This window comes from Micromonospora sp. NPDC005298 (assembly GCF_040607375.1).
Lineage (GTDB): Bacteria > Actinomycetota > Actinomycetes > Mycobacteriales > Micromonosporaceae > Micromonospora.
Genome location: NZ_JBEXGP010000035.1, coordinates 15419 through 38217 on the forward strand (window position 1 = coordinate 15419; position 22799 = coordinate 38217).

At 70.0% G+C, this 22799-nt stretch carries 19 protein-coding genes; 12 read left to right on the forward strand and 7 right to left on the reverse strand.

The window, feature by feature from the left end:
* Nucleotides 1-79: 79 nt before the first annotated feature.
* Entirely contained in the window at nt 80-1426 is a 1347-nt protein-coding gene (locus ABZS77_RS28650) for a PHB depolymerase family esterase (protein WP_354829212.1), read from the reverse strand.
* Between the two features lie 261 nt (nt 1427-1687).
* On the opposite strand from ABZS77_RS28650, the gene ABZS77_RS28655 reads away from it, so the two are divergent.
* A complete protein-coding gene (locus tag ABZS77_RS28655; protein WP_354829214.1) occupies nt 1688-2653 on the forward strand; it encodes a PaaX family transcriptional regulator C-terminal domain-containing protein in 966 nt (321 codons plus the stop codon).
* A gap of 70 nt (nt 2654-2723) precedes the next feature.
* A complete protein-coding gene (locus ABZS77_RS28660; RefSeq protein ID WP_354829217.1) occupies nt 2724-3542 on the forward strand; it encodes an SAM-dependent methyltransferase in 819 nt (272 codons plus the stop codon).
* Between the two features lie 21 nt (nt 3543-3563).
* Here the strand turns inward: ABZS77_RS28660 and ABZS77_RS28665 are convergent, their stop codons facing one another.
* From ABZS77_RS28665 to ABZS77_RS28675, 3 genes are read right to left on the reverse strand one after another with little or no spacing between them, the layout of a single operon-like run.
* Nucleotides 3564-4268, reverse strand: a complete 705-nt coding sequence (locus ABZS77_RS28665) for an NAD(P)-binding domain-containing protein (RefSeq protein WP_354829219.1) — start codon at nt 4266-4268, stop codon at nt 3564-3566.
* Nucleotides 4269-4297: 29 nt separating this feature from the next.
* On the reverse strand, nt 4298-5329 hold the full coding sequence (locus ABZS77_RS28670; RefSeq protein WP_354829221.1) for an LLM class flavin-dependent oxidoreductase: 1032 nt from the start codon (nt 5327-5329) through the stop codon (nt 4298-4300).
* Nucleotides 5322-6371: an LLM class flavin-dependent oxidoreductase gene (locus ABZS77_RS28675; protein ID WP_354829223.1), complete on the reverse strand. Its 1050-nt coding sequence runs from the start codon at nt 6369-6371 to the stop codon at nt 5322-5324. Before ABZS77_RS28675 ends, ABZS77_RS28670 begins: the two co-directional genes overlap by 8 nt.
* Before the next feature lie 107 nt (nt 6372-6478).
* Between ABZS77_RS28675 and ABZS77_RS28680 the strand changes: the two genes are divergently transcribed.
* On the forward strand, nt 6479-6970 hold the full coding sequence (locus ABZS77_RS28680; RefSeq protein ID WP_354829225.1) for a MarR family transcriptional regulator: 492 nt from the start codon (nt 6479-6481) through the stop codon (nt 6968-6970).
* A 14-nt stretch (nt 6971-6984) separates the two neighbouring features.
* Here ABZS77_RS28680 and ABZS77_RS28685 read toward each other — a convergent pair whose 3' ends face one another.
* Nucleotides 6985-7320: an L-rhamnose mutarotase gene (locus ABZS77_RS28685; protein ID WP_354829228.1), complete on the reverse strand. Its 336-nt coding sequence runs from the start codon at nt 7318-7320 to the stop codon at nt 6985-6987.
* Between the two features lie 328 nt (nt 7321-7648).
* Here ABZS77_RS28685 and ABZS77_RS28690 point away from each other — a divergent pair, with 328 nt between their 5' ends.
* Nucleotides 7649-9034, forward strand: a complete 1386-nt coding sequence (locus ABZS77_RS28690) for an RICIN domain-containing protein (RefSeq protein WP_354829230.1) — start codon at nt 7649-7651, stop codon at nt 9032-9034.
* Between the two features lie 68 nt (nt 9035-9102).
* Here ABZS77_RS28690 and ABZS77_RS28695 read toward each other — a convergent pair whose 3' ends face one another.
* Nucleotides 9103-9873, reverse strand: coding sequence for a FadR/GntR family transcriptional regulator (locus tag ABZS77_RS28695; protein WP_354829233.1), 771 nt, complete (start codon nt 9871-9873; stop codon nt 9103-9105).
* A 147-nt stretch (nt 9874-10020) separates the two neighbouring features.
* Between ABZS77_RS28695 and ABZS77_RS28700 the strand changes: the two genes are divergently transcribed.
* The 6 genes from ABZS77_RS28700 to ABZS77_RS28725 all read left to right on the forward strand — a co-directional run bounded on the left by ABZS77_RS28700 (nt 10021) and on the right by ABZS77_RS28725 (nt 16165).
* On the forward strand, nt 10021-11283 hold the full coding sequence (locus tag ABZS77_RS28700) for an extracellular solute-binding protein (protein WP_354829236.1): 1263 nt from the start codon (nt 10021-10023) through the stop codon (nt 11281-11283).
* A gap of 4 nt (nt 11284-11287) precedes the next feature.
* Entirely contained in the window at nt 11288-12265 is a 978-nt protein-coding gene (locus ABZS77_RS28705) for a sugar ABC transporter permease (RefSeq protein ID WP_354829239.1), read from the forward strand.
* Complete coding sequence (locus ABZS77_RS28710) at nt 12265-13092, forward strand: carbohydrate ABC transporter permease (protein WP_354829242.1); 828 nt, start codon at nt 12265-12267, stop codon at nt 13090-13092. Before ABZS77_RS28705 ends, ABZS77_RS28710 begins: the two co-directional genes overlap by 1 nt.
* Before the next feature lies 1 nt (nt 13093).
* Nucleotides 13094-14314 carry a mandelate racemase/muconate lactonizing enzyme family protein gene (locus tag ABZS77_RS28715; protein ID WP_354829244.1) on the forward strand — a complete coding sequence of 407 codons (1221 nt, stop codon included), beginning with the start codon at nt 13094-13096 and terminating at the stop codon, nt 14312-14314.
* 70 nt (nt 14315-14384) lie between these two features.
* Nucleotides 14385-15410: an alcohol dehydrogenase catalytic domain-containing protein gene (locus ABZS77_RS28720; protein ID WP_354829246.1), complete on the forward strand. Its 1026-nt coding sequence runs from the start codon at nt 14385-14387 to the stop codon at nt 15408-15410.
* A complete protein-coding gene (locus ABZS77_RS28725) occupies nt 15407-16165 on the forward strand; it encodes an SDR family oxidoreductase (protein WP_354829249.1) in 759 nt (252 codons plus the stop codon). The genes ABZS77_RS28720 and ABZS77_RS28725 overlap by 4 nt, the downstream gene beginning before the upstream one ends.
* A 78-nt stretch (nt 16166-16243) precedes the next feature.
* On the opposite strand, the gene ABZS77_RS28730 is transcribed toward ABZS77_RS28725, so the two are convergent.
* Nucleotides 16244-19792, reverse strand: a complete 3549-nt coding sequence (locus tag ABZS77_RS28730) for a ThuA domain-containing protein (RefSeq protein ID WP_354829252.1) — start codon at nt 19790-19792, stop codon at nt 16244-16246.
* Nucleotides 19793-20317: 525 nt separating this feature from the next.
* Between ABZS77_RS28730 and ABZS77_RS28735 the strand changes: the two genes are divergently transcribed.
* Nucleotides 20318-21829, forward strand: coding sequence for a sugar ABC transporter ATP-binding protein (locus ABZS77_RS28735; protein ID WP_354829254.1), 1512 nt, complete (start codon nt 20318-20320; stop codon nt 21827-21829).
* A 41-nt stretch (nt 21830-21870) separates the two neighbouring features.
* Entirely contained in the window at nt 21871-22797 is a 927-nt protein-coding gene (locus tag ABZS77_RS28740) for an ABC transporter permease (RefSeq protein WP_354829257.1), read from the forward strand.
* Nucleotides 22798-22799 lie beyond the last annotated feature (2 nt).

Below are 22799 nucleotides of genomic sequence, written 5' to 3' on the forward strand. Positions count from 1 at the left end.
GTCCCGTCGACGACCGCCGAGCCGGCCCCGCCGCTGTGCGCGACGGGGGCGGCTCGGATCGTCCGGAGGATCGCTGACGTCAGGCGGTCGTGCAGGCCGCGCCGTTGAGGGTGAAAGAGCTCGGCCCGGCGGCGTTGCCGGTGTGCGTGGCCTGGAAGCCGATGCTGATCGATGCGTTCGGCGCGATGGCCGCGTTGTAGGCGACGTTCCTGGCCGTCACCTGCCCGGAGCTGGGGGAGTAGCTGGCGTTCCAGCCCGAGGTGACGCTCTGCCCACCGGGCAGGGTGAACACCAGTGACCAGCCGTTGACGGCGCTCGTGCCGGTGTTGGTGATGGTGATGTTCTCGGTCAGCCCGGTGTTCCAGGCGTTGACGGCGACACTCACCCGACAGGCGCCGGAACCCGGCGGCGGCGTCGTGGGCGGAGGCGGCGTCGTGGGCGGTGGCGTCGTGGGCGGGGGCGGCGTCGTGGGCGGAGGCGTCGTGGGCGGGGCGGTCAGGCCGAAGAACCCGATGGCGGCCGCGGCCATGCCGCCGGCCGGCAGGCTGTGTCCGGCGCCCTGGATGCTGTACGCCTCGACCTGGACGGCGCCGCTGGCGTCGGCGTACCTGCGCCGGTTCCAGTTGGCCTGCGGGGTGTCGGTGGACGTGGGTGTCTGGCTGAGCCCGAACACGTTGGTCCACTGCTCGATCGTCTCCTGAAGGAGCGAGTACGGCACGAGCGTGTCGTTGGTGCCGTGCCACACCTGCACCCTCGGCCGGGGGCCGGAGTAGCCGGGGTAGGCCTGACGGACCGCGTCACCCCACTGCTGCGGGGTGCGGTTCATGCTGCCGCCGGTGCACTGGCTGGTGGCGGGCGGGTAGTCCGCCGCGTTGGCGAAGCAGTTGAAGGGCACGCCCATGAACGCGGCGCCGGCCTTGAACACGTCGGGGTACAGGGCCAGCATGTGATTGGTCATCATGCCGCCGGACGAGCTGCCGGTGGCGTACACCCGGTCGGGGTCGGCGTTGTACTGCTGCTGCGCGTACCGGATCATCGAGATGATCGACACGGGGTCGCTGCCTCCGCCGCGGCGTTTGGCGGCGTCGGACCAGACGTCGAAGCAATTGCCGAACCCGGCCTGCTGGGTTGCGCTCGGGTAGATGACGATGAATCCGTACCGGTCGGCCTGGGCGGCGAACTCACTGCCGGAGTAGAAGCCCGGACCGGATCCGCCGCAGCCGTGCATGGCCACCACGACCGCCGGGCGGGACGGGCGGACGTCCGGCACGTAGACGTGCATGCGCATCCGGCCCGGGTTGTCGCCGAAGCTGGTGACCTCGGCCAGCGACGCGGCGTACGCGGGGCCGATGGTGGGAACCAGCAGGCCGGCGGCCACCAGCGACGCGGCGAGGCCGAGCAGTAGCAGTTTCCTTCTGACTTTCACGGGGACGACTCCTTCGATCACCTGTGCAGGCTGGGACTGGCCGCGCGTTCGGTTCGCGGGTGTGCCCGGTCGCCCGCGGTGATCGCGCGTCGCCTCGTACGTGTGGGTGCCCTGCCGGCTCCGTACGGGATCGCGTAGCAGATATTGTCCTCTCAGGGCGAATAAGTGTCAATCGACGGTCCTCGATCAATGGGGTGCGTCCGTCCGCCGACGATCGGTCTACAGTCGGGACAACGTCCCTGAGCCGAGCCCGGAGGGCCCGTGGCGAGCCCGTTCGACATCGAGGAGATCTATCCGGACGACGGGGAGCACTCGCTTCGGCTGCCCCGGAGGCAGGCCGGCACCTCGCCCCAGGGCGTGGCGGTGACCCTGCTGGCGGACTACACCGTCCGGACCCGTGCGGCGCTCCCGTCCGCGGGCATCGTCGCGCTGCTCGCCGAGTCGGGCGTGACCACGGCCGGCGCGCGGACCGCGATCAGTCGGCTCTCCCGTCGGGGAGTGCTGGAGGGCAGCAGGCACGGCCGTCGCAGCTCCTACCGGCTCAGTCGCGCCGCAGCCACCAACCTCTCCGCCGGCGCCCAGTGGATCCTGACGTCCACCGCCGCGACGACGGAGTGGGACGGGTGCTGGACGACTGTCGCCTTCTCGCTGCCCCAGGACCGGGGCGCCCAGCGGCGGGCGCTGCGCGGTCAGCTCCGCTGGCTCGGATACGCGCCGCTGTACGACGGACTGTGGATCTCGCCGTACGACCTGACCCCGGCCGCGCGGGAGCTGCTCGGGCAGTTGTCGGGGGGCCGCGTCACCGTGTTCCGGGGGCGACAGTCCATGCTCGACACGCCCAGCCAACGGACACCCATCGACGCCTGGGACATCGACGCGATCAGCGGGCACTACGACCTGTTCCTGCGGCGGTGGTCGCCGCTGCTGCCCCTCGTGCGCTCGGGGCGGGTCGACGGCGCGGCGGCGGTGCGGGCGCGCACCGAGGTCATGGACACCTTCCGGCGCTTTCCCATCCTCGACCCGCGTCTGCCGCTGGAACTCCTCCCGGCGGGATGGCTCCGCCAACCGGCCCGGGATCTGTTCGCGGCCGTCTACGACGGCCTCGCCGAGCCGGCCGAGCGGTACGTCCGTGCGGTCGTCGCGCGGTTCAGCGACGACGGGGACCCGGGCGTGCGGGCACACACCACCGCCGACCTCCTGACCGGGGTACGCGACGACGACCGGTGACGGCCACCGGGCACCGTGCCGCTCACCCGGTGTGTACCTTGTGGAGAGATCGCGGCGACGGGAGGCCCGGGTGACGTTCGGCAGCGGAGAGCTCTCAGCGGCAGACCGGATCGACACCACAGTCGCTCACCCCGCCCGCAGGTACAACTACCTGCTGGGCGGCAAGGACAACTTCGCCGCCGACCGGCGCTCCGGCGACGCGCTGGCGGCCGCGATGCCCACCATCCGGCTCGCCGCCGTCGAGAACCGGATGTTCCTGCACCGTGCGGTGCGGTTCCTGGCGCAGCAGGGCGTCCGCCAGTTCCTGGACATCGGAACGGGCATCCCGAGCGCCGACAACACGCACGAGGTCGCCCAGGCGATCGACCCGGCGGCGCGGGTCGTCTACATCGACAACGACCCGATCGTCCTCGCCCACGCCCGTGCCCTGCTCAACAGCACACCCGAGGGTCGTACCGCCTATCTCGACGCCGACCTGCGCGAGCCGGAGCGGATCCTCGCCCATCCGGATCTGCGTGCCACGCTGGACCTCACCCAGCCGGTCGCCCTGATGCTGGTGGCCATCCTGCACTTCATCCGCGACGACGAGGCTCCCAGGAGCATCCTCGACCGCCTCGTCGCCGCGCTGCCGTCCGGCAGTTATGTCGTTGCCTCGCACGTGACCTGGGAATATCTGCCGCCCGAGGTGATCGCGGAACTGGAGGCGAACAACCAGGACGGCCGGTTCCAGGCCCGCACCACTGAGCAGTTCGCGGGCCTCCTGGAGGGCCTGGAGCTCGTCGAGCCCGGCATCGTGTCGGTGTCGCGGTGGCGTGCCGACGACGCACCGCAGCCGCGACCGTCAGTGCGCGACGTGTCGTTCAACGCGGCCGTCGCCCGGGTCGTCTGACCGTCGCGGCGCACCGGCGCGTCACCCGGGCGGCCCGTAGCCTCGGGCGGACGCGACGGCCCGCCCGCGTTCCGACTCGGGAAACCGGTCGAGCATGGCCCGCACCTCGGCGGCGCTCACGTTCGCGCCGAACAACTCGCTGCCCGGTTCGAGCCGTACCCCCTCGGCGAGAGCGCCGGCGACGACCGGGTCGAAGCCGAGCGCGTCGACGAGGGACGCCACCTCGGCGAGATCGGCGGGGTCGTCGCCGGCGATCGCGATGGCCTTGCGACCGGCGGCTCCGGCCGGTCGCGCCTCGTCCTCGAGATCGTGGTAGCCCATGTGGTTGAACGCCTTGACCACCCGCGCGCCCGGCAGGAACGCCTTGACGATCTCGCTGGACGAGGTGCGCGGGTCGGTCAGGTCGTCGCGGATGCCGTCGACCTCCCACCAGTAGTTCATGGCGTCGACGACGAGCTTGCCGCGCAGCGCCTCGGCGGGGATCGCGCGGTACTTGCCCAGCGGCAGGGCGAGGATGACGACGTCGGCGTCGGCCACGGCGTCGGCCGAGGTGGTCGCGGTCGCCCCGGGCGTGAGCACCTCGATGGTCAGGGCGATCTTCGCCGGGTCGCCGGAGCCGGCGACGAGCACCCGGTAGCCGGCGGCGAGCGCGAGCCGGGCGAGTACGGTGCCCACCTTGCCGGCCCCCAGGATGGCGAGGGTCCGCGGCCCGTCGTTGCCGTTCATGTCTTCCCTCCAGGGGGTGATGTGGTGGTTCAGCCGGCGAGGATGTCGCGGACCATGGGGATCACCCGGGAGCCGTAGAGTTCCACGGCGCGCATCCGGGCGCTCACCGGCTGGGCTCCCGCCGTGTAGATGAGGTCGAACCGGCCGACGCCGAGGCTGCCGATGGCGCGCGCCATCCGGCGCGCCACGGTCTCCGGCGAGCCGATGTACAGCGAGCCGTGCTCCACCTCGGAGTCGAACTCCTCGCGCCGGATCGGTGGCCAGCCCCGCAGCGCGCCGATCCGGTTCCGCATGACCCGGTAGTGCGGCCAGAACACCTCCTTCGCCTCCTCGTCGGTGTCGGCGACGAAGCCGGGGGAGTGCATCCCGACGGGGTACGCGGTGGTGCCGAGCTGGTCGGCCGCCCTCCGGTAGAGGTCGATGTAGGGTGCGAAGCGCTCCGGGGCGCCGCCGATGATGGCCAGCATGAGGGGCAGCCCGTACTGCGCGGTGCGGACGACCGACTGCGGCGAGCCACCGACGCCCACCCAGGTGCTGAGGTGCCCGGATTCGGTCTTCGGGAACACGTCGGCGTCCGTGAGTGGGGCGCGCAGGGTGCCGCTCCAGGTGACCGGCTTCTCGTCGAGCAGCTTCGCGAACAGCTCGATCTTCTCCTCGAACAGCGTGTCGTAGTCCGCCAGGTCGTACCCGAAGAGGGGGAACGACTCGGTGAACGAGCCGCGACCGAGGATCACCTCGGCCCGGCCGTGCGACAGCGCGTCGACGGTGGCGAACCGTTGGAACACCCGGACCGGGTCGTCGGAGCTGAGCACCGTCACGCCCGAGGAGAGGCGGATGCGCGAGGTGCGCGTGGCGATGCCCGCCAGCACGGTCTCCGGGGTCGACACCGAGTATTCCGGCCGGTGGTGCTCGCCGAGTGCGATGACGTCCACGCCGAGATCGTCGGCGAGCACCGCCTCGTCGACGACCTGACGGATCGCCGCGGCGTGGGAGACCGGCGTGCCGCTGTCGTCCTGCGGTACGTCGCCGAAGGTGTCGAGGCCGAACACGAGGTCAGACATGGGTGGGCTCCTTCGCCAACAGCTCCCGGACGCGCGGCGCGACCTCGCTGCCCAGCAGCTCGATGGTTCGCGCGCGTGCCTCGCGAGGCAGGTGCATGATGTCGTATTTGAGGTCGAACCGACTCAACCGCAGATCACGGGCCATGGTGGCGATCTTCCGGGCCACCGTCTCCGGGGACCCGACGAACAGCGCTCCGTGGTCGATCTCGGCCTCGTAGCGTGCGCGGTCCGGTTTGTAGAAGCCGCGCTCCTCGGCGAGCCGCGCCACGGTCGGCTGCCAGTACCGCCACCATGTTTCCACCGCCTCCTGGTCGGTGTCCGCGACAAGGCCGAGTGAGTGCTGCCCGATCGGCTGTGCGGTGTTCCCGAACTGCTCGAGTGCCCGGAGGTAGAGGTCGACATGGCCGGCGAAGCGCTGCGGACGCCCGCCGATGATCGCGAGCATGAGCGGAAGTCCGTAACGGGCGGCGCGGACCACCGAGCCGGGGCTCCCGCCGACGCCGATCCAGGTGGGGATGCCGCCCGGACGCATACGCGGATGCAGCCGCTGCTCGACCAGGGGCGTTCGTACGGTCCCGGACCAGTTGACCGTTTCGTCCCGCTGGAGTCGGACGAAGAGGTCGAGCTTCTCCTCGAACAACCGCTCGTAGTCCGCCAGGTCGTAGCCGAACAGCGGGAACGACTCGGTGGCCGACGCGCGCCCGAGGACCAGCTGGGCCCGCCCGTCGGACACCGCGTCGAGGGTGGCGAACTCGTGGTAGAGCCGTACCGGATCGTTGGTGCTGAGCACCGTGACCGAGGTGCCGAGACGGATCCGTTCGGTCGCCGTCGCCATCGCCGCGAGCAGCACCGGCGTGGCCGAGTCGGTGTGGCCCTCGCGGTAGTGCTCACCCAGGCTGAACACGTCGAGGCCGACCGACTCCGCGAGTCGGGCCTCCTCGACGAGCAGTCGTACCGTCTCGGCGTCGGTCAGGGTCCGGTCGCCGTCGGTGGCCACCTCCCCGAACGAGTTGAGCCCCAGTTCGAAGGCTTGAGCCGTCATTGTCTCCTCCTCGGCGCAACCGCCGGTGACCCGGGGAACGCCCCTCCCTGTTGACGTGTCAATGATGCTAACCTGCCGATTGACACGTCAATTCCGTGGAGACTGAGATGACCAGCGCCACACCCGAGCGGCAGAGGGGACGCCAGCTGCCGACCGCCGAGGAGCTACGGATCTGGCGGGACTTCATCGAGACGACGGAGGCCCTCAGCTCCCAGGTCGGCGCCCGCCTCCAGACCGACGCCGCGCTCTCGCCGGGCGACTACGTCGTGCTCCTCGCCCTCACCGAAGCGCAGGACCGGCAGCTGCGCTCGTCCGCGCTGGCGGCCCACATCGGGTGGGAGCGCAGCCGACTCTCCCACCATCTGGGCCGGATGGAGCGGCGCGGGCTCATCCGCCGCCAGGAGTGCCCCACCGTTCCCCGCGGAGCCGAGGTGCTCCTCACCCCGGCGGGAGCCGACGCCTTCCGGCAGGCCACCGTCCCGCACCTGCGCGCCATCCGGGAGCTGTTCGTCGACGCTCTCACGGCGGACCAGCTCCGCGCGGCCGGCGAGATCGCCGCGGCGCTGCGCGCGCACCTCGCCACGCGACGCGAGGACTGACGGGAGCGGCGCGGTCAGCCGTCCGTGTCGGCGAGGTGCCAGACCTCCGGCACCGGAACCCACCAGTCGTCGCTTCCCTCCGGGGCCAACGACTGCTGGCAGGGCTCGGTCAACTTCCACCACTCCTGCGTCTGCGGATCGGCGGCGATGCGCGCCTGGTCGGCGGCGTGGTCGTCGCCCACGTACTCGTAGTAGCCGAACAGCAGATCGTCGTGCAGGAAGATGCTGAAGTTCCGCATGTTCGCCTGTCGCAGCGTCTCCTCGACGGCGGGCCAGACGGCGGCGTGCAGCCGGAGGTAGGTCTCCCGGTGCTCCGGTCGGAGCCGGATGACCATTGCGTGTCGTCGCATCTCACGCCTCCGCGATAGTGGACTGTGGGCGACCGGTGCGCCCGCCGCGTCCCGGACGCCGCGACCATACCGACCCGGCGGGGAACCGTCGAGAGTGGTACGGCGTATCGACGCCGATCGTTTGACGTATGACGATGTGAACGCTAACTTCTGACTCGCGGGTCGCGTGGGCCGCCGGGGGCCGGATGCGCCGCAGCGCGCCGACGGGCCGGCCGCACCCACCCGCACCACACCCCAACGTGCTGACGCCACCACCCGACGCCGGCACACACGCCAGGGCACGCGCGTGCGTCTCGCCCGTGGGTGACCCCGACCGAAGGAGTCGACCATGAAGGCCATCGGTGAGGCTCGTCCCGCCTCCCCACCGAGACGTCACCGGCGGTCGGCGTCCGCCGCGGCGGCTGCCGTGATCATGACCGCAGGCCTGCTCGTCGCGGTCGACGCGGCACCAGCGGCGGCGGCGACCGTGGACACGAACGCCTCGTACGTCCTGGTGAACCGCAACAGCGGCAAGGCGCTGGACCTGTACGGCTCGGCCACCAATGACGGCGCGCGGATCAGCCAGTGGACGCGCAACAACGGCGCCAACCAGCAGTGGCAGTTCGTGGACTCGGGAGGCGGCTACTACCGCCTGAAGTCCCGACACTCGGGCAAGGTCCTCGACGTGTCCAACTTCTCCACCGCCGACGGCGGCGCGATCGTGCAGTGGTCCGACCTCAACGGCACGAACCAGCAGTTCCGGCTGGCCGACTCGGACGGCGGATACGTCCGGCTCATCAGCCGGCACAGCGGCAAGGCCGTGGAGGTGCAGGGCGCCTCCACCGCCGACGGCGCGAACGTCGTGCAGTACTCCGACTGGAACGGCACCAACCAGCAGTGGCAGCTCGTCCCGACGGGCAGCACCAACCCGCCACCCACCGGCGGCAGCGGGTGCGGCAAGGCGCCGACGCTGTCCAGTGGCACGCACACGATCCAGAGCAACGGCAAGAGCCGGACGTTCATCCTGCGGGTGCCCGCCAACTACAACAGCAGCAACCCCTACCGACTGATCTTCGCGTTCCACTGGCGAGGTGGCACGATGCAGGAGATCTCCTCCGGCGGCACCAGCGGGACCGCGTGGTCCTACTACGGGCAGCAGGAGCAGTCGAACAACAGCGCGATCCTGGTCGCGCCGCAGGGATTCGGCAACGGCTGGGGCAACGCCGGAGGCGAGGACATCACCTTCGTCGACGACATGATCACCCGGATCGAGAGCGGCCTGTGTGTCAACCCCCGGCAGCGGTTCGCCCTCGGCTTCAGCTGGGGCGGCGGCATGAGCTACGCCGTGGCCTGCGCGCGGGCCACCGTGTTCCGGGCCGTCGCGGTCATCTCCGGCGCGCAGATCAGCGGGTGCAGCGGCGGTACGCAGCCCATCGCGTACTTCGGGCTGCACGGGATCTCGGACAACGTCCTGAACATCTCCCAGGGGCGGGCGCTGCGCGACACGTTCGTCAGGAACAACGGCTGCACGGCACAGAACCCGCCCGAGCCGGCGGCGGGCAGCCGGGCGCACATCACCACCACGTACTCCGGTTGCCGGGCCGGATATCCCGTGCAGTGGGCCGCGTACGACAACGGCCACATGCCCGGACCGGTGGACGGGACCTACGCCGAGAGCGGCATCACGACCTGGACCAAGGGTGAGATCTGGAGGTTCTTCTCGCAGTTCTCGTGACGGCGGTCAGCGTCGGAAGGCGGCGTCCGCTCCCGTACCCGGGGGTGGGCGCTGCTTCGTCCCTCCGGTCAGCGCTGGAGGCGGACCGGCTTGCCCGAACCGCTGCGTCGCACCAGCCACGCCTCGGTGATGTGGGTGAACATCGCCTCGGCGGCGCCGTCCTGGTCGTGGGCGGCGATGCGCTCGTAGATGCGCCGGTGCCCCTTGTTGGACGCCACGCACAGGGAGCGTTCGGTCCGGCCCATGTACCGGGCGGTGTTGATGACCTGGCTCTCCAGCGCCCGCACGACCCCACGGGCGATACGGTTGCCCGACGCCTGCATGACCGTGTCGTGAAAGGCCCGGTCGTACTCGTGGTACGTGACGTGGTCGTCGACGAGCTCGTCCATCCGGTCCACGAGGGCGCGCAGCCGCTCGATGGTCTCGTCGTCGGCGAGGCGGGCCGCGACGTTCGCCATGTCGGACTCCAGCACCCGACGGGTGACGACGAGGTCGTCGAGGATGGCGAGGCTGTCGTCCTCGGCGATCGTGGCGGCGAGGACCAGTTCGTCGAGCATGTCCCAGTTCGACGGGGGAGTGACCATGGTGCCGGCGCCCTGGCGGACCTGCACGAGCCCTTTCTCCTGAAGGATCTTCACCGCCTCCCGGACGACTGTCCGGCTCACCGAGAAGGTCTCGCAGAGGACGGGCTCGGGGGGCAGGGAGGTTCCGGACGGGTGTACGCCTCGGACGATGCGTTCGACCAGCTCGGCGGTGACCGCCGTGGCGAGGTTGGCTGGTCGACGTACCCATGCCGGGGTCACCGGATTGTTCAGGGCTGTCTCCTGCGCTGGCGTCATGTCCCCCTCCGAATGACTCGCCGTGGCACGACGTCCGGCTCAGTGTACGGCTGACTATTGACGTCACACGTCATACGAGTTACGTTCCGATCACTCTTGGCGCGGCGGCACGCCCGTCGGCCACCCCACTTTCAGAGGTGACAACTGATGAGACAGCGAGCAATATGGTCGGCCGTCCTCGTTGTGAGCCTGGCCTTGGCCGGCTGTGGAAGTGCTAGTGATTCGGGTACGACCACCAGTTCGGACGGCAAGCTGGTGGTGTGGGACTTCAAGTCCGGTGAGGCGTTCGCCAAATCCTATCTGGACAAGGCGAAGGCGGACTTCAAGAAGAAGCACCCGGATGTCACCGTCGAATTCGTCGCGCAGCCCTTCGACCAGTACTACACGTTGCTCGGCGCGGCCATTCAGGCCGGCAAGGGCCCGGACGTCATGATGTTCAACGGCGGCGGCCAGATCCGCGACCGGGTGGACGCACTCGTGCCGCTCACCGACTACGTCGCCGAGGACAAGCAGCGACTGGCCGGCTGGGACGCGTTCACCAAGGACGCCAAGGTCTACGGCAGCCCGGTGACCCTGCAGGGTTACCCCATCTACTACAACAAGGCGATCTACGACAAGGCCGGCCTCGACCCGGCGAGCCCGGCGACCACCTGGGACGCGTTCGTCGCCAACTGCGCCACCATCGCCAAGGCCGGCGCGAAGTGCTTCGCCCTCGGCAACAAGGAGGGCGTCGGCATCCAGTTCTGGCTCTCCAGCCTGGGCTCGACCACCCTCACCGCCCAGGAGTACGACGCCTGGATCGCCGGCAAGCGCGACTGGAACTCGGCGAACGTCAAGCGGATCTTCCAGACCTGGAAGGAGGCCGGCGACCGGAAGATGAACAGCGACGGGGCCAACTCGACCGCGATGTTCAACGACTCCTTCGCGTACTTCCAGTCCGGCAAGGCCGCCCACGTCATGGGCTTGATGTCGGACGTCGGGCACTGGCAGGACTTCAACGAGTTCCTGACCCCGGAGAAGCTCGGCGTCATGAAGGCGCCGGTCGTCACCGCCGGCACCAACCCGAGCCTCCCGTACGACGGCGGCATCGGCTACGCGGTCGCCAAGTGGACGAAGGACCCGAAGGTCGCCGCCGACCTGGTGCGGTCCCTGACGTCGACCGAGGCGCTCAACGCCTTCTACTCCGGCGCGGGCGCGATCGTCGCCGACACCACCATCGACGTGTCGCAGGCCGGCCCGGCCGCCGCGACGATCGTCGGCGAGCTCAAGACTGGTAAACCCGCCCTGCACGTGGCGCTCTCCTCCAAGACTCTCGACCTGATGGGGCGCCTCTCCCAGCAACTGCTCAGCGGTTCGATCACCGTCGACGAGGTGGTGAAGCAGCTGGCCGCCTCCGACCAGGCGGGCTGAGCACGTGCCGATCGGAAACACGCCACCGTCGGTCCGTCCGGCTCCGGCCGGACGGGCCGGCGGGGTGGCCGTCACCCCGTCCGCCCGGCGTGTCGGCGCGCCTCGCCGTCGCGCCGGCGGTGCGGGTGCGGAACGCCTCGCCCCGTACATCCTGGTCGCCCCGGCCGTCCTGATCATCGTCCTGCTGCGGCTGTATCCGCTGGTCCTCGGGGTCAACTTCTCCTTCACCGGCGACGGCGCGCAGAACGGAACGGCCGTCGGGTTCGGCAACTACCGGGAGCTGTTCGCCGACCCGCTGTTCCGGACCGCGCTGAGCAACGTCGGTCTGCTGGTGCTGCTGCTGCCGGTGGCGGTGGCCATCCCCGGCCTGCTCGCCACGTTCATCTACCTGCGGGTGCCCGGGCACCGCTTCCACCGCAGCGTCTACTTCTTCCCCGCGGTGCTGTCCCCGGTCATCGTCGGTGCGATCTTCAACCTGCTGCTCGCCTTCGACGGCCCTCTCAACGCCGTCCTCGGGGCGGTCGGTGTCGGTCCGGTCGACTGGCTCGGCGACCCGGGCATCGCGATGTTCATGGTGGTCGGCGTGCACATCTGGGCCACCTTCGGCATGGCCCTGGTGGTGTTCCTCGCCGGTTTCGCCACCCTGGACGCCGCGCTGCTCGACGCCGCCCGGGTGGACGGGGCGTCGCTGCCCCAGGTCATCTGGCACGTGATCGTCCCGAGCCTCTCGCGCACCATCCAGTTCGTCTTCGTGACCACGATGATCGGGATGCTGACCTCGATGTTCGGGCTGCTCTTCGTCATGACCAGCGGCGGACCGGAGGGGGCGACGTACCTGCCGGAGTTCTACATCTGGAAGCAGCAGGGCCAGATGAACCGCCCGGCTCTCGCGTCGGCAGCCTCGACGGTCCTCTTCATGATCATGCTGGTGGTGGGGCTGTTGCAGATCAAGCTGCTCGAACGATCCGGAAAGGAGGACTGATGCCCCACCTCCGCCTGGGGCGGTGGCTGATCGCCATCCCCATGTCGTTGCTCGCCCTGGCGACGATCTACCCCCTGCTGTTCACCGCCAACGTCGCCATGAAGACCCGCCGGGACTACATCCTGGACCGTTTCTCGCTCACCGACACCCTGCGGTGGGAGAACATCGACGCCGCGTGGAGCACCGTCGGGATGGGCCGCTACTTCGCCAACTCGCTCTTCGTGGTGACGTCGTCGGTGCTCCTGCTGCTACTGCTCGGGTCGATGGCCGGTTTCGCCCTGAGTCAGCTGCGCTTCCGCGGCTCGTCGGCGCTGTTCCTGGGCTGCCTGGCCGGACTCTTCATCCCGTTCCAGGTGGTCATGGTGCCGCTCGCCCGGATCATGGCCGACACCGCGCTGATCGACACGTACCCCGGTCTGATCCTCGTCTACGTGGCGCAGTTCCTGCCCTTCACCGTCTTCCTGATGACCAGCTACTACCGGGGCATCCCGTCGGAGATCGTCGACGCCGCCCGGATCGACGGCAACACCGTTTACGGCGTGTACCGACGGATCATGCTGCCCCTGGGCACGCCGGCGCTGCTGTCGGTCGGCATCCTCAACGCCCTGTTCTGCTGGAACGACGTCCTCATGGCGCTGGTGATGATGCCCTCGGCGGAGCACCGGACGTTGATGATCGGGGTGACCTCGTTGCGCGGGCAGTACTCCGACGACGTCCCGACCTTCGCCTCGGGCGTCCTGATCGCCGCGATACCCGTCCTGTTGGTCTACCTGTTCCTCCAGCGCCAAATCGCCGACGGTGTCGCCGCCGGTTCCACGAAGGGTTGACATGCGGATCACTGGATATCGGACACTCGCCACTGTCCAGGAATGGGGGAGGCCCGTCGGCGATGCCAACGGTGTCTTCGCCGACGGGGTGGTCCCGGTGTCGATCGTCATCGTCGAGACCGACGAGGGCATCTCGGGGGTCGGCCTCGGGCCGCACGTCGAGATCGAGCGGATCTTCGCCGCCATCGAGGGCGAGGACCCCCGCGCCGTGACGACCCTCTACGACCGCATGCTGCGGCACACCTTCAAGGCGGGCCACGCGGGCCCGGTGTTCGGCACCATCGGCGCCCTCGACACCGCCCTGTGGGACATCAAGGCGCAGGCCGCCGGCGAACCGCTGTGGCGACTGCTGGGCGGACGCGACCGACGGGTACCCGCCTACGCGTCCGGCCTGGACATCGGGCTCACCGACGAGGAACTCGTCGCGGAGTACGAGGTCTACGCCAGCCACGGTCTGCGGGCCGCCAAGCTCAAGGGCGGCCTCGACATCGAGCGCGACAGGCACCGCCTCGGCCTGGTCCGGGACGTGCTGACCGAGGCCGGGCACGGGCTGCGGCCGGGTCTGATGCTCGACGTGAACGAGGCGTGGACCCGCAAACAGGCGGTCCGGCACGTCAGCGAGATCGAACGCGGCATGGACCTCATCTGGATCGAGGAGCCGGTCCGGCGGTGGGACGCGGAGGGCCACGCGGCGGTGGGCCGGGGGATCAACGCGTCGGTCGCCACCGGGGAGAACCTCACCGGGCTCGAACAGTACCGGCCGCTGATCGTCGCGGGAGCGGTCGACATCGTCCAGATGGCCGCCGTCTGGGGGGTCACACACTTCCTGCGGGCGTCCGCCCTGGCGCACGCGTACGACCTGCCGGTGAGCCCGATCGGCAACAGCCCGGTCGGGCTGCTGCACGCGGCGACGTCGGTGCCGAACCACCTGACCAGCGAACTTCAGGACCTGCGGCCACCGGTGGGCGTCTCCGTCGACCACCACGTCGAGGATGGCGCGTTCGTGCTCGGCGATACGCCCGGACTGGGAGTCCGCGTCGACGAGGAGCGGATCCGCACGGCCAACCGTCGTCCGCAGGCGCAGACGGCCGAGAGCCCGAACGTCCGGCCGGAACGGGCCGGACGGCGACTGCTGGCCGGGGTCGACGGCGTCTCCGCCCGCAAGGTCCCCGTGGTGCCGCTGAACTCGCACAACGAGGTGTCGTCCACCGCACGTCACTGACGCCGACGTGCGTTGACCGCCAACACCGTGCCGGGATGAACGACGCCCCGGCCGCCGAGATGGAGGATCGATGAAGGCAGTCGTCTACCGGGGCGCGCGGGACCTCAGGGTCGAGGAACGTGATCCGGAGGCACCGGGCCGCGGCGAGGTGCGGATCGAGGTGGCCTACACCGGGATCTGCGGCACCGACCTGCACATCTACCACGGAGACATGGACGCGCGGGTCGGCGCGTCGGCGATCATCGGGCACGAGATGTCCGGACGGATCGCGGCGGTCGGCGAGGACGCCGGCGACTGGACCGTCGGCCAGGCCGTCACCGTGATGCCGACCCGGCCGTGCGGACGGTGCGCCGCGTGCGGACGCGGACTCTCGCACATCTGCCACGCCATGAACTTCCTCGGCATCGACTCACCGGGCGCCATGCAGTCCTCGTGGACCGTGCCGATGGACCTGGTCCTGCCCCTGCCCGAGGCCCTGCCGCTGGACCACGCGGCGCTCGTCGAGCCGGTCGCGGTCGCCGTGCACGACGTCCGCCGGGGGAACGTGACCGCCGACGACCAGGTGGTCGTGGTCGGAGGCGGACCGGTCGGGGTGCTCATCGCCACCGTCGCGCGGGGCCGGGGCGCGCGCGTGCTCCTCGTCGAACCGGACCCGTTCCGCCGGGACGTGGCGGCCGGGCTCGGGGTCGAGGCCGTCGATCCGACGACGACCGACGTCGTGGCGCTTGTCAACGACCGCACCGACGGCGCGGGCGCCGACGTCGCCTTCGAGGTCTCCGGCTCGGCCGGGGGCGTCACCACGGCGGTCGACGTTCTCACCACCCGGGGTCGGCTGGTGATGGTGGCGATCCACCCGAAACCGCGCGAGGTCAACCTGCACCGGTTCTTCTGGCGCGAGCTGGAGTTGCACGGCGCCCGTCTCTACCAACGCGACGACGTGGTGGAGGCGATCCGGTTGGTCGCCTCCGGCGCGATCCCGGCGCGGCGGCTCATCTCCCGGGTCGAGCCCGTCGAGGCGGCTGCCGCCGCGTTCACGGCGCTGGAGGGTGGGGGCGTCATGAAGGTCCTGCTCGATCTGCGGGAGGGCGACCGATGACCCTGTTCGACCTGACCGGACGGACCGCCGTGGTGACCGGGGCCCGGCGCGGAATCGGGCTCGCGATGGCCGAGGCGCTCGCCCTGGCCGGCGCCGACGTCGTCGGTGTCTCCGCGCAGCTCGAAGCCGACGGCAGCGAGGTGGAACGCCGGGTGCGTGCCGCCGGCCGCCGGTTCACCGCCCTGCGGGCCGACCTCGCCGACCGTGCGGCCGTACACCGGCTGGCCGGGGACCTCACCGCACTCGGCCCCATCGACATCCTGGTCAACAACGGCGGCACGATCGCCCGTACGCCAGCCGTCGACCACCCGGACCTGATGTGGGACCACGTGATCGAGGTCAACCTGAGCAGCCAGTTCGTGCTGAGCCGGGAGATCGGCCGGACGATGCTCGAACGCGGTCGCGGGAAGATCATCTTCACCGCGTCGCTGCTGAGCTTCCAGGGCGGCGTCACCGTCCCCGGCTACGCGGCGTCGAAGTCGGGCGTCGCCGGGCTCACCCGCGCGCTAGCCAACGAGTGGGCCGGGCACGGGGTGAACGTCAACGCCATCGCCCCCGGCTACATCGCCACCGACAACACCCAGGCCCTGCGCGACGACCCGGTCCGCGAACCGGCGATCCTCGCCCGGATCCCGGCCGGCCGGTGGGGGCGCGCCGACGATCTCGGTGGTGCCACCGTGTTCCTGGCGTCGGCCGCGTCCGACTACGTCAACGGGATCGTGCTGCCCGTCGACGGAGGCTGGCTCGGCCGCTGACGGTGACGCCCCGGTCGGGACCGGCTCCGTCGCCCGGATGCCGGCCCCGACCGGGGCGCCGTTGTCACCGCCGATTCGTCACACCTGGCTGAACCTCCACTGCTGGTTGGTCGCACCGTGGCAGGTCCACTGCAACAGCCGAGCGCCGTCCGCCGTGGAGCCGGTGTTGACGTCCAGGCAGAGACCGCTCTGCACGTTGCGCACCGTGTAGATCCCGGCCGTCGCCGTGGCCGTCGCGGTGAACTTCTGCTGGTTGCTGTTGTTGCAGGTGGCCTGCTGGAGGAACGCGCCAGCAGCGGTGGAACCGCCGATCACCTCGGCACACTTGCCGCTGTGGACCGCCTTGAGGTAGACCGCGCCGCTGCCGGCGTCGACGGCCTGCCACTTCTGGTTGTTGCCCCCGGTGGCCGCCCACTGGTTGATCTGGGCGCCGTCGGCGGTCGAGACGCCGCTGACGTCCATCAGCTTGCCGCTGTGCTGCGCGGTGAGCGTCCAGGTCCTGCCCGCCACCCCGGTGCCGGTCCCGGGTACGCCGACCCCGGCCCCGCCGAACGTGTGCGAGTCGAGGTCGAACCAGTTGTTCGTGCTGCCCTTGAACACCATGTACAGCGTCTGTGTCCCCGCGAGGGCGGCGACACTCACCGGCGCCGTGGACTGGTAGTTGTCCCAACCTCCGGTGCTCGGCACCGGTGTGGTGGCCAGCAGCGTTCCCGTCGGTGAACCGGCCCGCAGCTCGATCGTGCCGCCACCGGACGGCGACGACAGCCGGTAGCTGACGGTCGAGATGCCCGACAGGCTCATCGGGCTGAACGCGATCCAGTCGTTGTTGGAGATGTCGCCGACGCGCTTGGTGCTCTCCGCGGCCGCCTGGTCGACGACCCGGACGCCGGACTGGCTGCTGAAGTACTCGGACTGCTTGTGCTTGGGCTGGAGGATCACCTGCGCGGTGCCGGTGAGCGGAGCCGCGCCTCCCGCACCGCCGCTGTCGGTGTACCGGGCGTTCAGCACGTAGAACAGGTTGGCGCCATCGGGGTGCCCGCCGAGCAGATCGGTGGAGATGGTGCCCGAGCAGCCCGGGTACTCCGTGGTCTCGTGTGCGTGGTCGTCGTGACCCAGCGCCGGGTTGAGGACCACCTTCGAGCAGTCGACCGTCCCGCCGTCCGGATCGGTCACGCTGATCTGGTACGACACCTTGTCACCGAAGGTGAGCATCCCGCCGTTGGGCGGGGTGGTGATGGTGACGACCGGCGCGCTGTTGCCGACGGTGATCTGGACGTTGGCGAAGCCGGTCTTGCCGGTGTTGTCGGTGACCTTCAACTGCGCCGTGTAGTTGCCGTTCGAGGTGTAGACGTGCGACGGGTTGGCGGCCGTGGAGGTGGTGCCGTCGCCGAACGTCCACTGGTAGCTCAGCGTGTTGCCCGGGTCCGGGTCGGCCGTGCCCGCGCTGTTGAACTGCACGGTGAGCGGCGCGCTGCCGCTGGTGGGAGTGCCGGTGGCCTTGGCGATCGGCGACCTTCCGCCCTGGATGTAGTCGATCCGGTAGAGCCCGGAGTCGCTGTTGCCGCCACCGAAGTTGGTGCCCCACTCCAGCAGGTAGAGCGACCCGTCCTTGCCGAACTCCATGTCCATCGGCTTGTTGAACCGCGTGTTGGGCAGGAACGGGTTGGTGCGGGTCACCGCCGTGGCGGAGTCGAAGTGCACCTCCTTGATGTAGCTGCGCGACCACTCGTAGAAGAAGTGCACACCGTCGTAGTAGGGCGGGAACTTGGTCGCCGAGGGGTTCGCCGCGTCGTACCGGTAGACCGGGCCGCCCATCGGCGCGGAGCCGCCGGAGCCCAGCTCCGGGAAGGTCGGCGAGGTGCCGTAGCCGTACCAGATGTTGGGCGCGACGATCGGCTTCAGACTGGTCAGGCCCGTGTTGTTCGGCGAGTTGTTGACCGGCGCGTTGCAGTTGAACTTCGCGCCGACGGCTCCGGTGTCCGGGTTGTACGGCGCGTACGGCTGGTTGTCGCCGTGGCAGAACGGCCAGCCGTAGTTGCCGGCCGACTTGATCACGTTGAGTTCGACGAGCCCTTCGGGCCCGCGGTTGGTGGTGGGCGGGTTCCGGTCGGGCCCGTAGTCGGCAAGGTAGACCCAGCCGTTGGCGGGGTCGATTGAGAACCGGAACGGGTTGCGGAAGCCCATCGCGTAGATCTCCGGGCGGGTCTGGGCCGTACCCTGGGGGTAGAGGTTTCCCGTCGGGACGGTGTAACCGCCGCTGGCGGAGGGCTTGACGCGCAGCAGCTTGCCGCGCAGGTCGTTGGTGTTGCCGGCGGACCGGGCGGCGTCCAGGTTGGACTTGCCCGACCGCCAGTCCAGCGGCGCGTAGCCCTGCCAGTTGGGGTCGAGGTTCGGCGGCGTGTCGTCGCCGGTGGCGATGTAGAGGTTGCCGTCCGGGCCGAAGTCGATGTACCCGCCGGTGTGGCCGGGCTCGGGGAACGTGCGGTCACGGTAGGCGGGGATGTCGATGATCCGGGCCTCGCTCGACAGGTTGAGTGTGTCGCCGGTGAGCGTGTAGCGCGAGACCCGGTTGACGTCGGTCGTGCTGCTCGCCGGTGAGTGGTACAGGTACACGTACCCGTTGCTGGCGAAGTTCGGGTCCAGGGCCATGCCGGTCAGCCCGTCCTCGCCTCCGGTGTAGACACTCAGCGTGGCGGCCGTGACGGTGCTGTTGGTCGAGGGCTTGAAGATCTTGACCTGTCCGCCGCGCTGGACGTAGATGACCCGTCCGTCCGGTGCCACAGCCAGCGCCATCGGGTCGACGGTGTTGTCGTCGAGCGTGCGCTTCTCGAAGTTGCCCCACACGGTGCCGCCGCAGTCGCCGGGCACGTTGCCGGCGGCCCACTTGACGCCACCGAGGACGTGGTTGCGGAAGTTCGTCTCGCTGTACGAGTCGATCGCGTGGCCCATCGCGGTGGCCCACACCCGACCACCGCCGGCGTTGCGGCACCAGGAGATCGGGTGGTCCGGGCCCATGGCCCGGGATCCGGGGTTGTACGTGCGCTCGTCGGCCGTCACGAGGACGTGCACGTTGCCGCGCGGGTTGGTGTCGAAGTTGTACCACTCCTCGCTGCGGTTCCAGCGGTCCGGCAGGCCTGCCGTCGACGGGTGCTGCTTGTCGGCGACGATGGCGGTGCCGGGCAGCACGCCGGGGGAGTGCTCGGGCATGTGGGCTCCGCCGTTGACGGTCTGGTCCCACCACGGGTACTCGGACTCGATGCCCATGTCGGTGGCGTTGTGGACGCCGACGATGCCCTTGCCGCTGGCGAGGTAGCCCTCGATGGCCTGGCGCTGGGCCGCCGACGTCCAGACCATGCCGGAGGTCTGGAACATGATGACGACGTCGAAGGTCGCGAGGTTGGCCGGGGTGAAGACGCTGGCGTCCTCGGTCTGCACCAGCTCGAAGTTGTTCGCCGCGGCCTGCTGCTGGAACATCGAGATTCCGGCGGGGATCGAGTCGTGGCGATAGCCGGCGGTCTTGGTGAACAGCAGGGCGCGGAAGGCCGGGGCCGCCGACGCGGGTGGCGCGAGGCCGAGCGCCAGTAACAAACCGGCGATCATCGCGATGAGCAGTGTGTTGCGACGCATGGGCGTCTCCTAGGTCGGACGGGCAGCTGCGATAGCGGCCATGGCCCCGCGCCGCGCCAGGTTGTGCCTGGACGCGCGCGAGGGCACGACTGTGGTGGTCGGTCCTCGTGCCGTTCGCCGAAGACGGCAGTCAGAACCGGTGGACGTCACCCAGCGTGATGAAGCTCGCGGGTTTCGTCTGATGATTCACGGGGTCAGGATGAGCCAGCAATAGGTGACTGTCAATTGATGAACGTCGCCGCCATCCTGCCCAGTGGACGGCGAGCGAGATCGACCCGTCGACGGCGGGACCGCCGACGGGCTCCTACTGTGGCCCCGTCAATCAGCCCCGGTCGAGGATTGCGGACCCCTATCCAAACATCTATCTTCATACGTGTGATGTTTCGGCGATGTCAAGGGAATGTTCGTACCGCAAGAACGTAAGTATCCGTCGATGTCTACGAAAGTTCGATGTTCAGGTCCTTGACGTGACCGTAGGGTCACATCGAATCCTGTTGATGACTACTGTCTGCGAGGGCTTTCGGGATGTCAGACCCACCGCCGGCGCCGCTGCTCACCCTCCGGGGCATCGGCAAGTCCTTCCTCGGGGTACGCGTCCTCGACGGTGTCGACCTCGATGTCGCACCGGGCGAGGTCCACGCCGTGGTCGGTGAGAACGGCGCCGGGAAGTCCACCCTCATGAAGGTCGTGTCGGGTGGGTACGCCCCCGACGGCGGCACCATCGAGCTCGCCGGTCAGCCCCGCGTGTTCCGCGGACCGCGCGACGCCCAGCGGGCCGGGGTGGGCATCATCCACCAGGAGTTCAACCTCCTGCCGGAGCGCACCGTCGCGGAGAACGTCTACCTCGGACACGAGCCGGTGCGCCGCGGGTTGGTCGACCGTCGGGAGATGCTGGACCGCACCACCCGGCTGCTCGCCTCGATCGGGGAGACCGCCCTGCCGGCCGACGCCCGGGTGGGACGCCTCGGCGTCGCGCAGCAGCAGGTCGTCGAGATCGCCAAGGCCCTCGCCCTGGACGCACGTCTGCTCATCATGGACGAGCCGACCGCCGCGCTGGCCGACCACGAGGTCGAGTTGCTCTACGGACTGGTACGCCGCCTCCAGCAGCGGGGGATCGGCCTGCTGTACGTCTCGCACCGCCTCACCGAGGTCTTCGACCTGTCCACCCGGATCACGGTCCTCAAGGACGGCCGCCGGGTCACCACCGTGGACACCGCCGCGACCACCGCCGACGAGTTGGTGCGGCACATGGTCGGCCGGGAGCTGTCCAGCTACTACCCCGAAAGGGCCGCCCCCGACGACATCGGCCCGGTACGCCTCACCGTCCGCGACGCGGGGAACCGGAAGCTGCGCGGCGTCGACCTCCAGCTGCGCGCCGGCGAGGTGCTCGGCATCGGCGGCCTGCAGGGCTCCGGACGCTCGGCGCTGGCCCGCGCCCTCTTCGGCGTGGCTCCCTTCACGACCGGCGATGTCACGCTCGACGGCCGACCGGTCCGGCTGCGCTCCCCGCGCGCCGCGATGCGGGCCGGCATCGCCTACGTCACCGAGGACCGCAAGAGCGAGGGGATCGTGCCCCGGCAGTCGGTGCTCGACAACGCGCTGCTCGCCAGCCGCGCCGTCTTCGCGGCTCGGTCCGGTCGCGCCGCGCGCACCGCACGCGTACGGGAGCTGCTCGCCGCCGTCGAGGTCCGTGGCGCCGGCGACGACCAGGAGATCCGCTTCCTCTCCGGCGGCAACCAGCAGAAGGTCGTCCTGGCCCGGTGGCTCGCCCTCGACCCACGGATTCTCCTCTTCGACGAACCGACCCGGGGCATCGACGTGGGAGCGAAGTCGGCCATCCACGATCTCGTCCGCCGCCTGGCCCGCGACGGCGCCGCCGTGTTGATGATCTCGTCCGACCTGCCCGAGCTGCTGGGGATGAGCGACCGGATCGTCGTCATGCGCGACGGCCGGATCGCCGGCGAACTGCCCGCCGGCGCGAGCGAGGAGGACGTCGTGGCCCTGGCCGTCGGCACCGTACGCGAGGCCGCCCTGTGAGTGCCCTGTCGCTTCTGCCCGCCCGGCGTCCCGTACCCGGTGTGTTCGTGGCCCTGGGTCTGACCCTGGCAATCGGCTGGTTGGTCGTCCTGGTCGACGGCGGCCACTTGTTCAACCAGTCGACGACGGTGAGTCTGCTGCACGTCGCCGCCGGTCTCGGGCTCGTCGCGGTCGGCCAGACCCTGGTCATCCTCGGCGGTTCGCTCGACCTCTCCGTGGCGTACGTGATCAGCCTCAGCACCCTCGTCGCGGCCGAGACGATGAACGGCAGCGACGGCGGGCTGCTGCCGGCGATCGGCCTGGCGCTCGCGGTCAGCGCGGGTGTCGGGCTGCTCAACGGCCTTCTGGTCACGAAGCTCCGGGTGAACGCGTTCATCGCGACCCTCGGCGTCGGACTGCTGCTCAAGGGGTACCTCGACAGCGGTTACGACGGTCCGGCCGGCACCACGTCGCCCACGCTCGTGCAGACCCTCGGCTACCAGCGGGTGGGTCCGGTGCCGGTGTCGTTCCTGCTGCTGGTCGCCGTGACCGGGGCGGCCTGGTTCGCGTTGTCGCGGACCCGCTTCGGCCACCACCTGGTCGCCGTCGGTGGTGATCCGGAGGTCGCCCGGCTCTCCGGCGTCCGCAACGACCGGGTCCTCGTCACCGCCCACGTGCTGTGCTCGCTGTGCGCCGGGCTCGCCGGGATCTACCTCGCCAGCCGGCTGGGATCGGGCGCCCCCCGGGTGGGCACCGAGGGCCTGTACGACCTGGAGTCGATCGCGGCTGTGGTGATCGGCGGGACCGCCCTGGCCGGTGGGCGCGGCGGTGTCGTCGGCACCGTCGGCGGTGTGCTGCTGCTCGCCAGCATCGACGCCATCTTCAACCAGCTCGAGGTGGACGCCTTCTTCAAGCAGGTGATCAGGGGCGCCATCATCATCGCCGCGGTCGCCGTCTACGCCCGCCGGGCCATGCGAAAGGCGGCCTAGCC

Excerpts from the sequence above, each read along its gene's own strand:
- ABZS77_RS28665 (WP_354829219.1), bottom strand. The coding sequence starts at position 4,268 with ATGAACGGCAACGACGGGCCGCGGACCCTCGCCATCCTGGGGGCCGGC.
- ABZS77_RS28670 (WP_354829221.1), bottom strand. The coding sequence starts at position 5,329 with ATGTCTGACCTCGTGTTCGGCCTCGACACCTTCGGCGACGTACCGCAG.
- ABZS77_RS28675 (WP_354829223.1), bottom strand. The coding sequence starts at position 6,371 with ATGACGGCTCAAGCCTTCGAACTGGGGCTCAACTCGTTCGGGGAGGTG.
- ABZS77_RS28680 (WP_354829225.1), top strand. The coding sequence starts at position 6,479 with ATGACCAGCGCCACACCCGAGCGGCAGAGGGGACGCCAGCTGCCGACC.
- ABZS77_RS28685 (WP_354829228.1), bottom strand. The coding sequence starts at position 7,320 with ATGCGACGACACGCAATGGTCATCCGGCTCCGACCGGAGCACCGGGAG.
- ABZS77_RS28690 (WP_354829230.1), top strand. The coding sequence starts at position 7,649 with ATGAAGGCCATCGGTGAGGCTCGTCCCGCCTCCCCACCGAGACGTCAC.
- ABZS77_RS28695 (WP_354829233.1), bottom strand. The coding sequence starts at position 9,873 with ATGACGCCAGCGCAGGAGACAGCCCTGAACAATCCGGTGACCCCGGCA.
- ABZS77_RS28700 (WP_354829236.1), top strand. The coding sequence starts at position 10,021 with ATGAGACAGCGAGCAATATGGTCGGCCGTCCTCGTTGTGAGCCTGGCC.
- ABZS77_RS28710 (WP_354829242.1), top strand. The coding sequence starts at position 12,265 with ATGCCCCACCTCCGCCTGGGGCGGTGGCTGATCGCCATCCCCATGTCG.
- ABZS77_RS28715 (WP_354829244.1), top strand. The coding sequence starts at position 13,094 with ATGCGGATCACTGGATATCGGACACTCGCCACTGTCCAGGAATGGGGG.
- ABZS77_RS28720 (WP_354829246.1), top strand. The coding sequence starts at position 14,385 with ATGAAGGCAGTCGTCTACCGGGGCGCGCGGGACCTCAGGGTCGAGGAA.
- ABZS77_RS28725 (WP_354829249.1), top strand. The coding sequence starts at position 15,407 with ATGACCCTGTTCGACCTGACCGGACGGACCGCCGTGGTGACCGGGGCC.
- ABZS77_RS28730 (WP_354829252.1), bottom strand. The coding sequence starts at position 19,792 with ATGCGTCGCAACACACTGCTCATCGCGATGATCGCCGGTTTGTTACTG.
- ABZS77_RS28735 (WP_354829254.1), top strand. The coding sequence starts at position 20,318 with ATGTCAGACCCACCGCCGGCGCCGCTGCTCACCCTCCGGGGCATCGGC.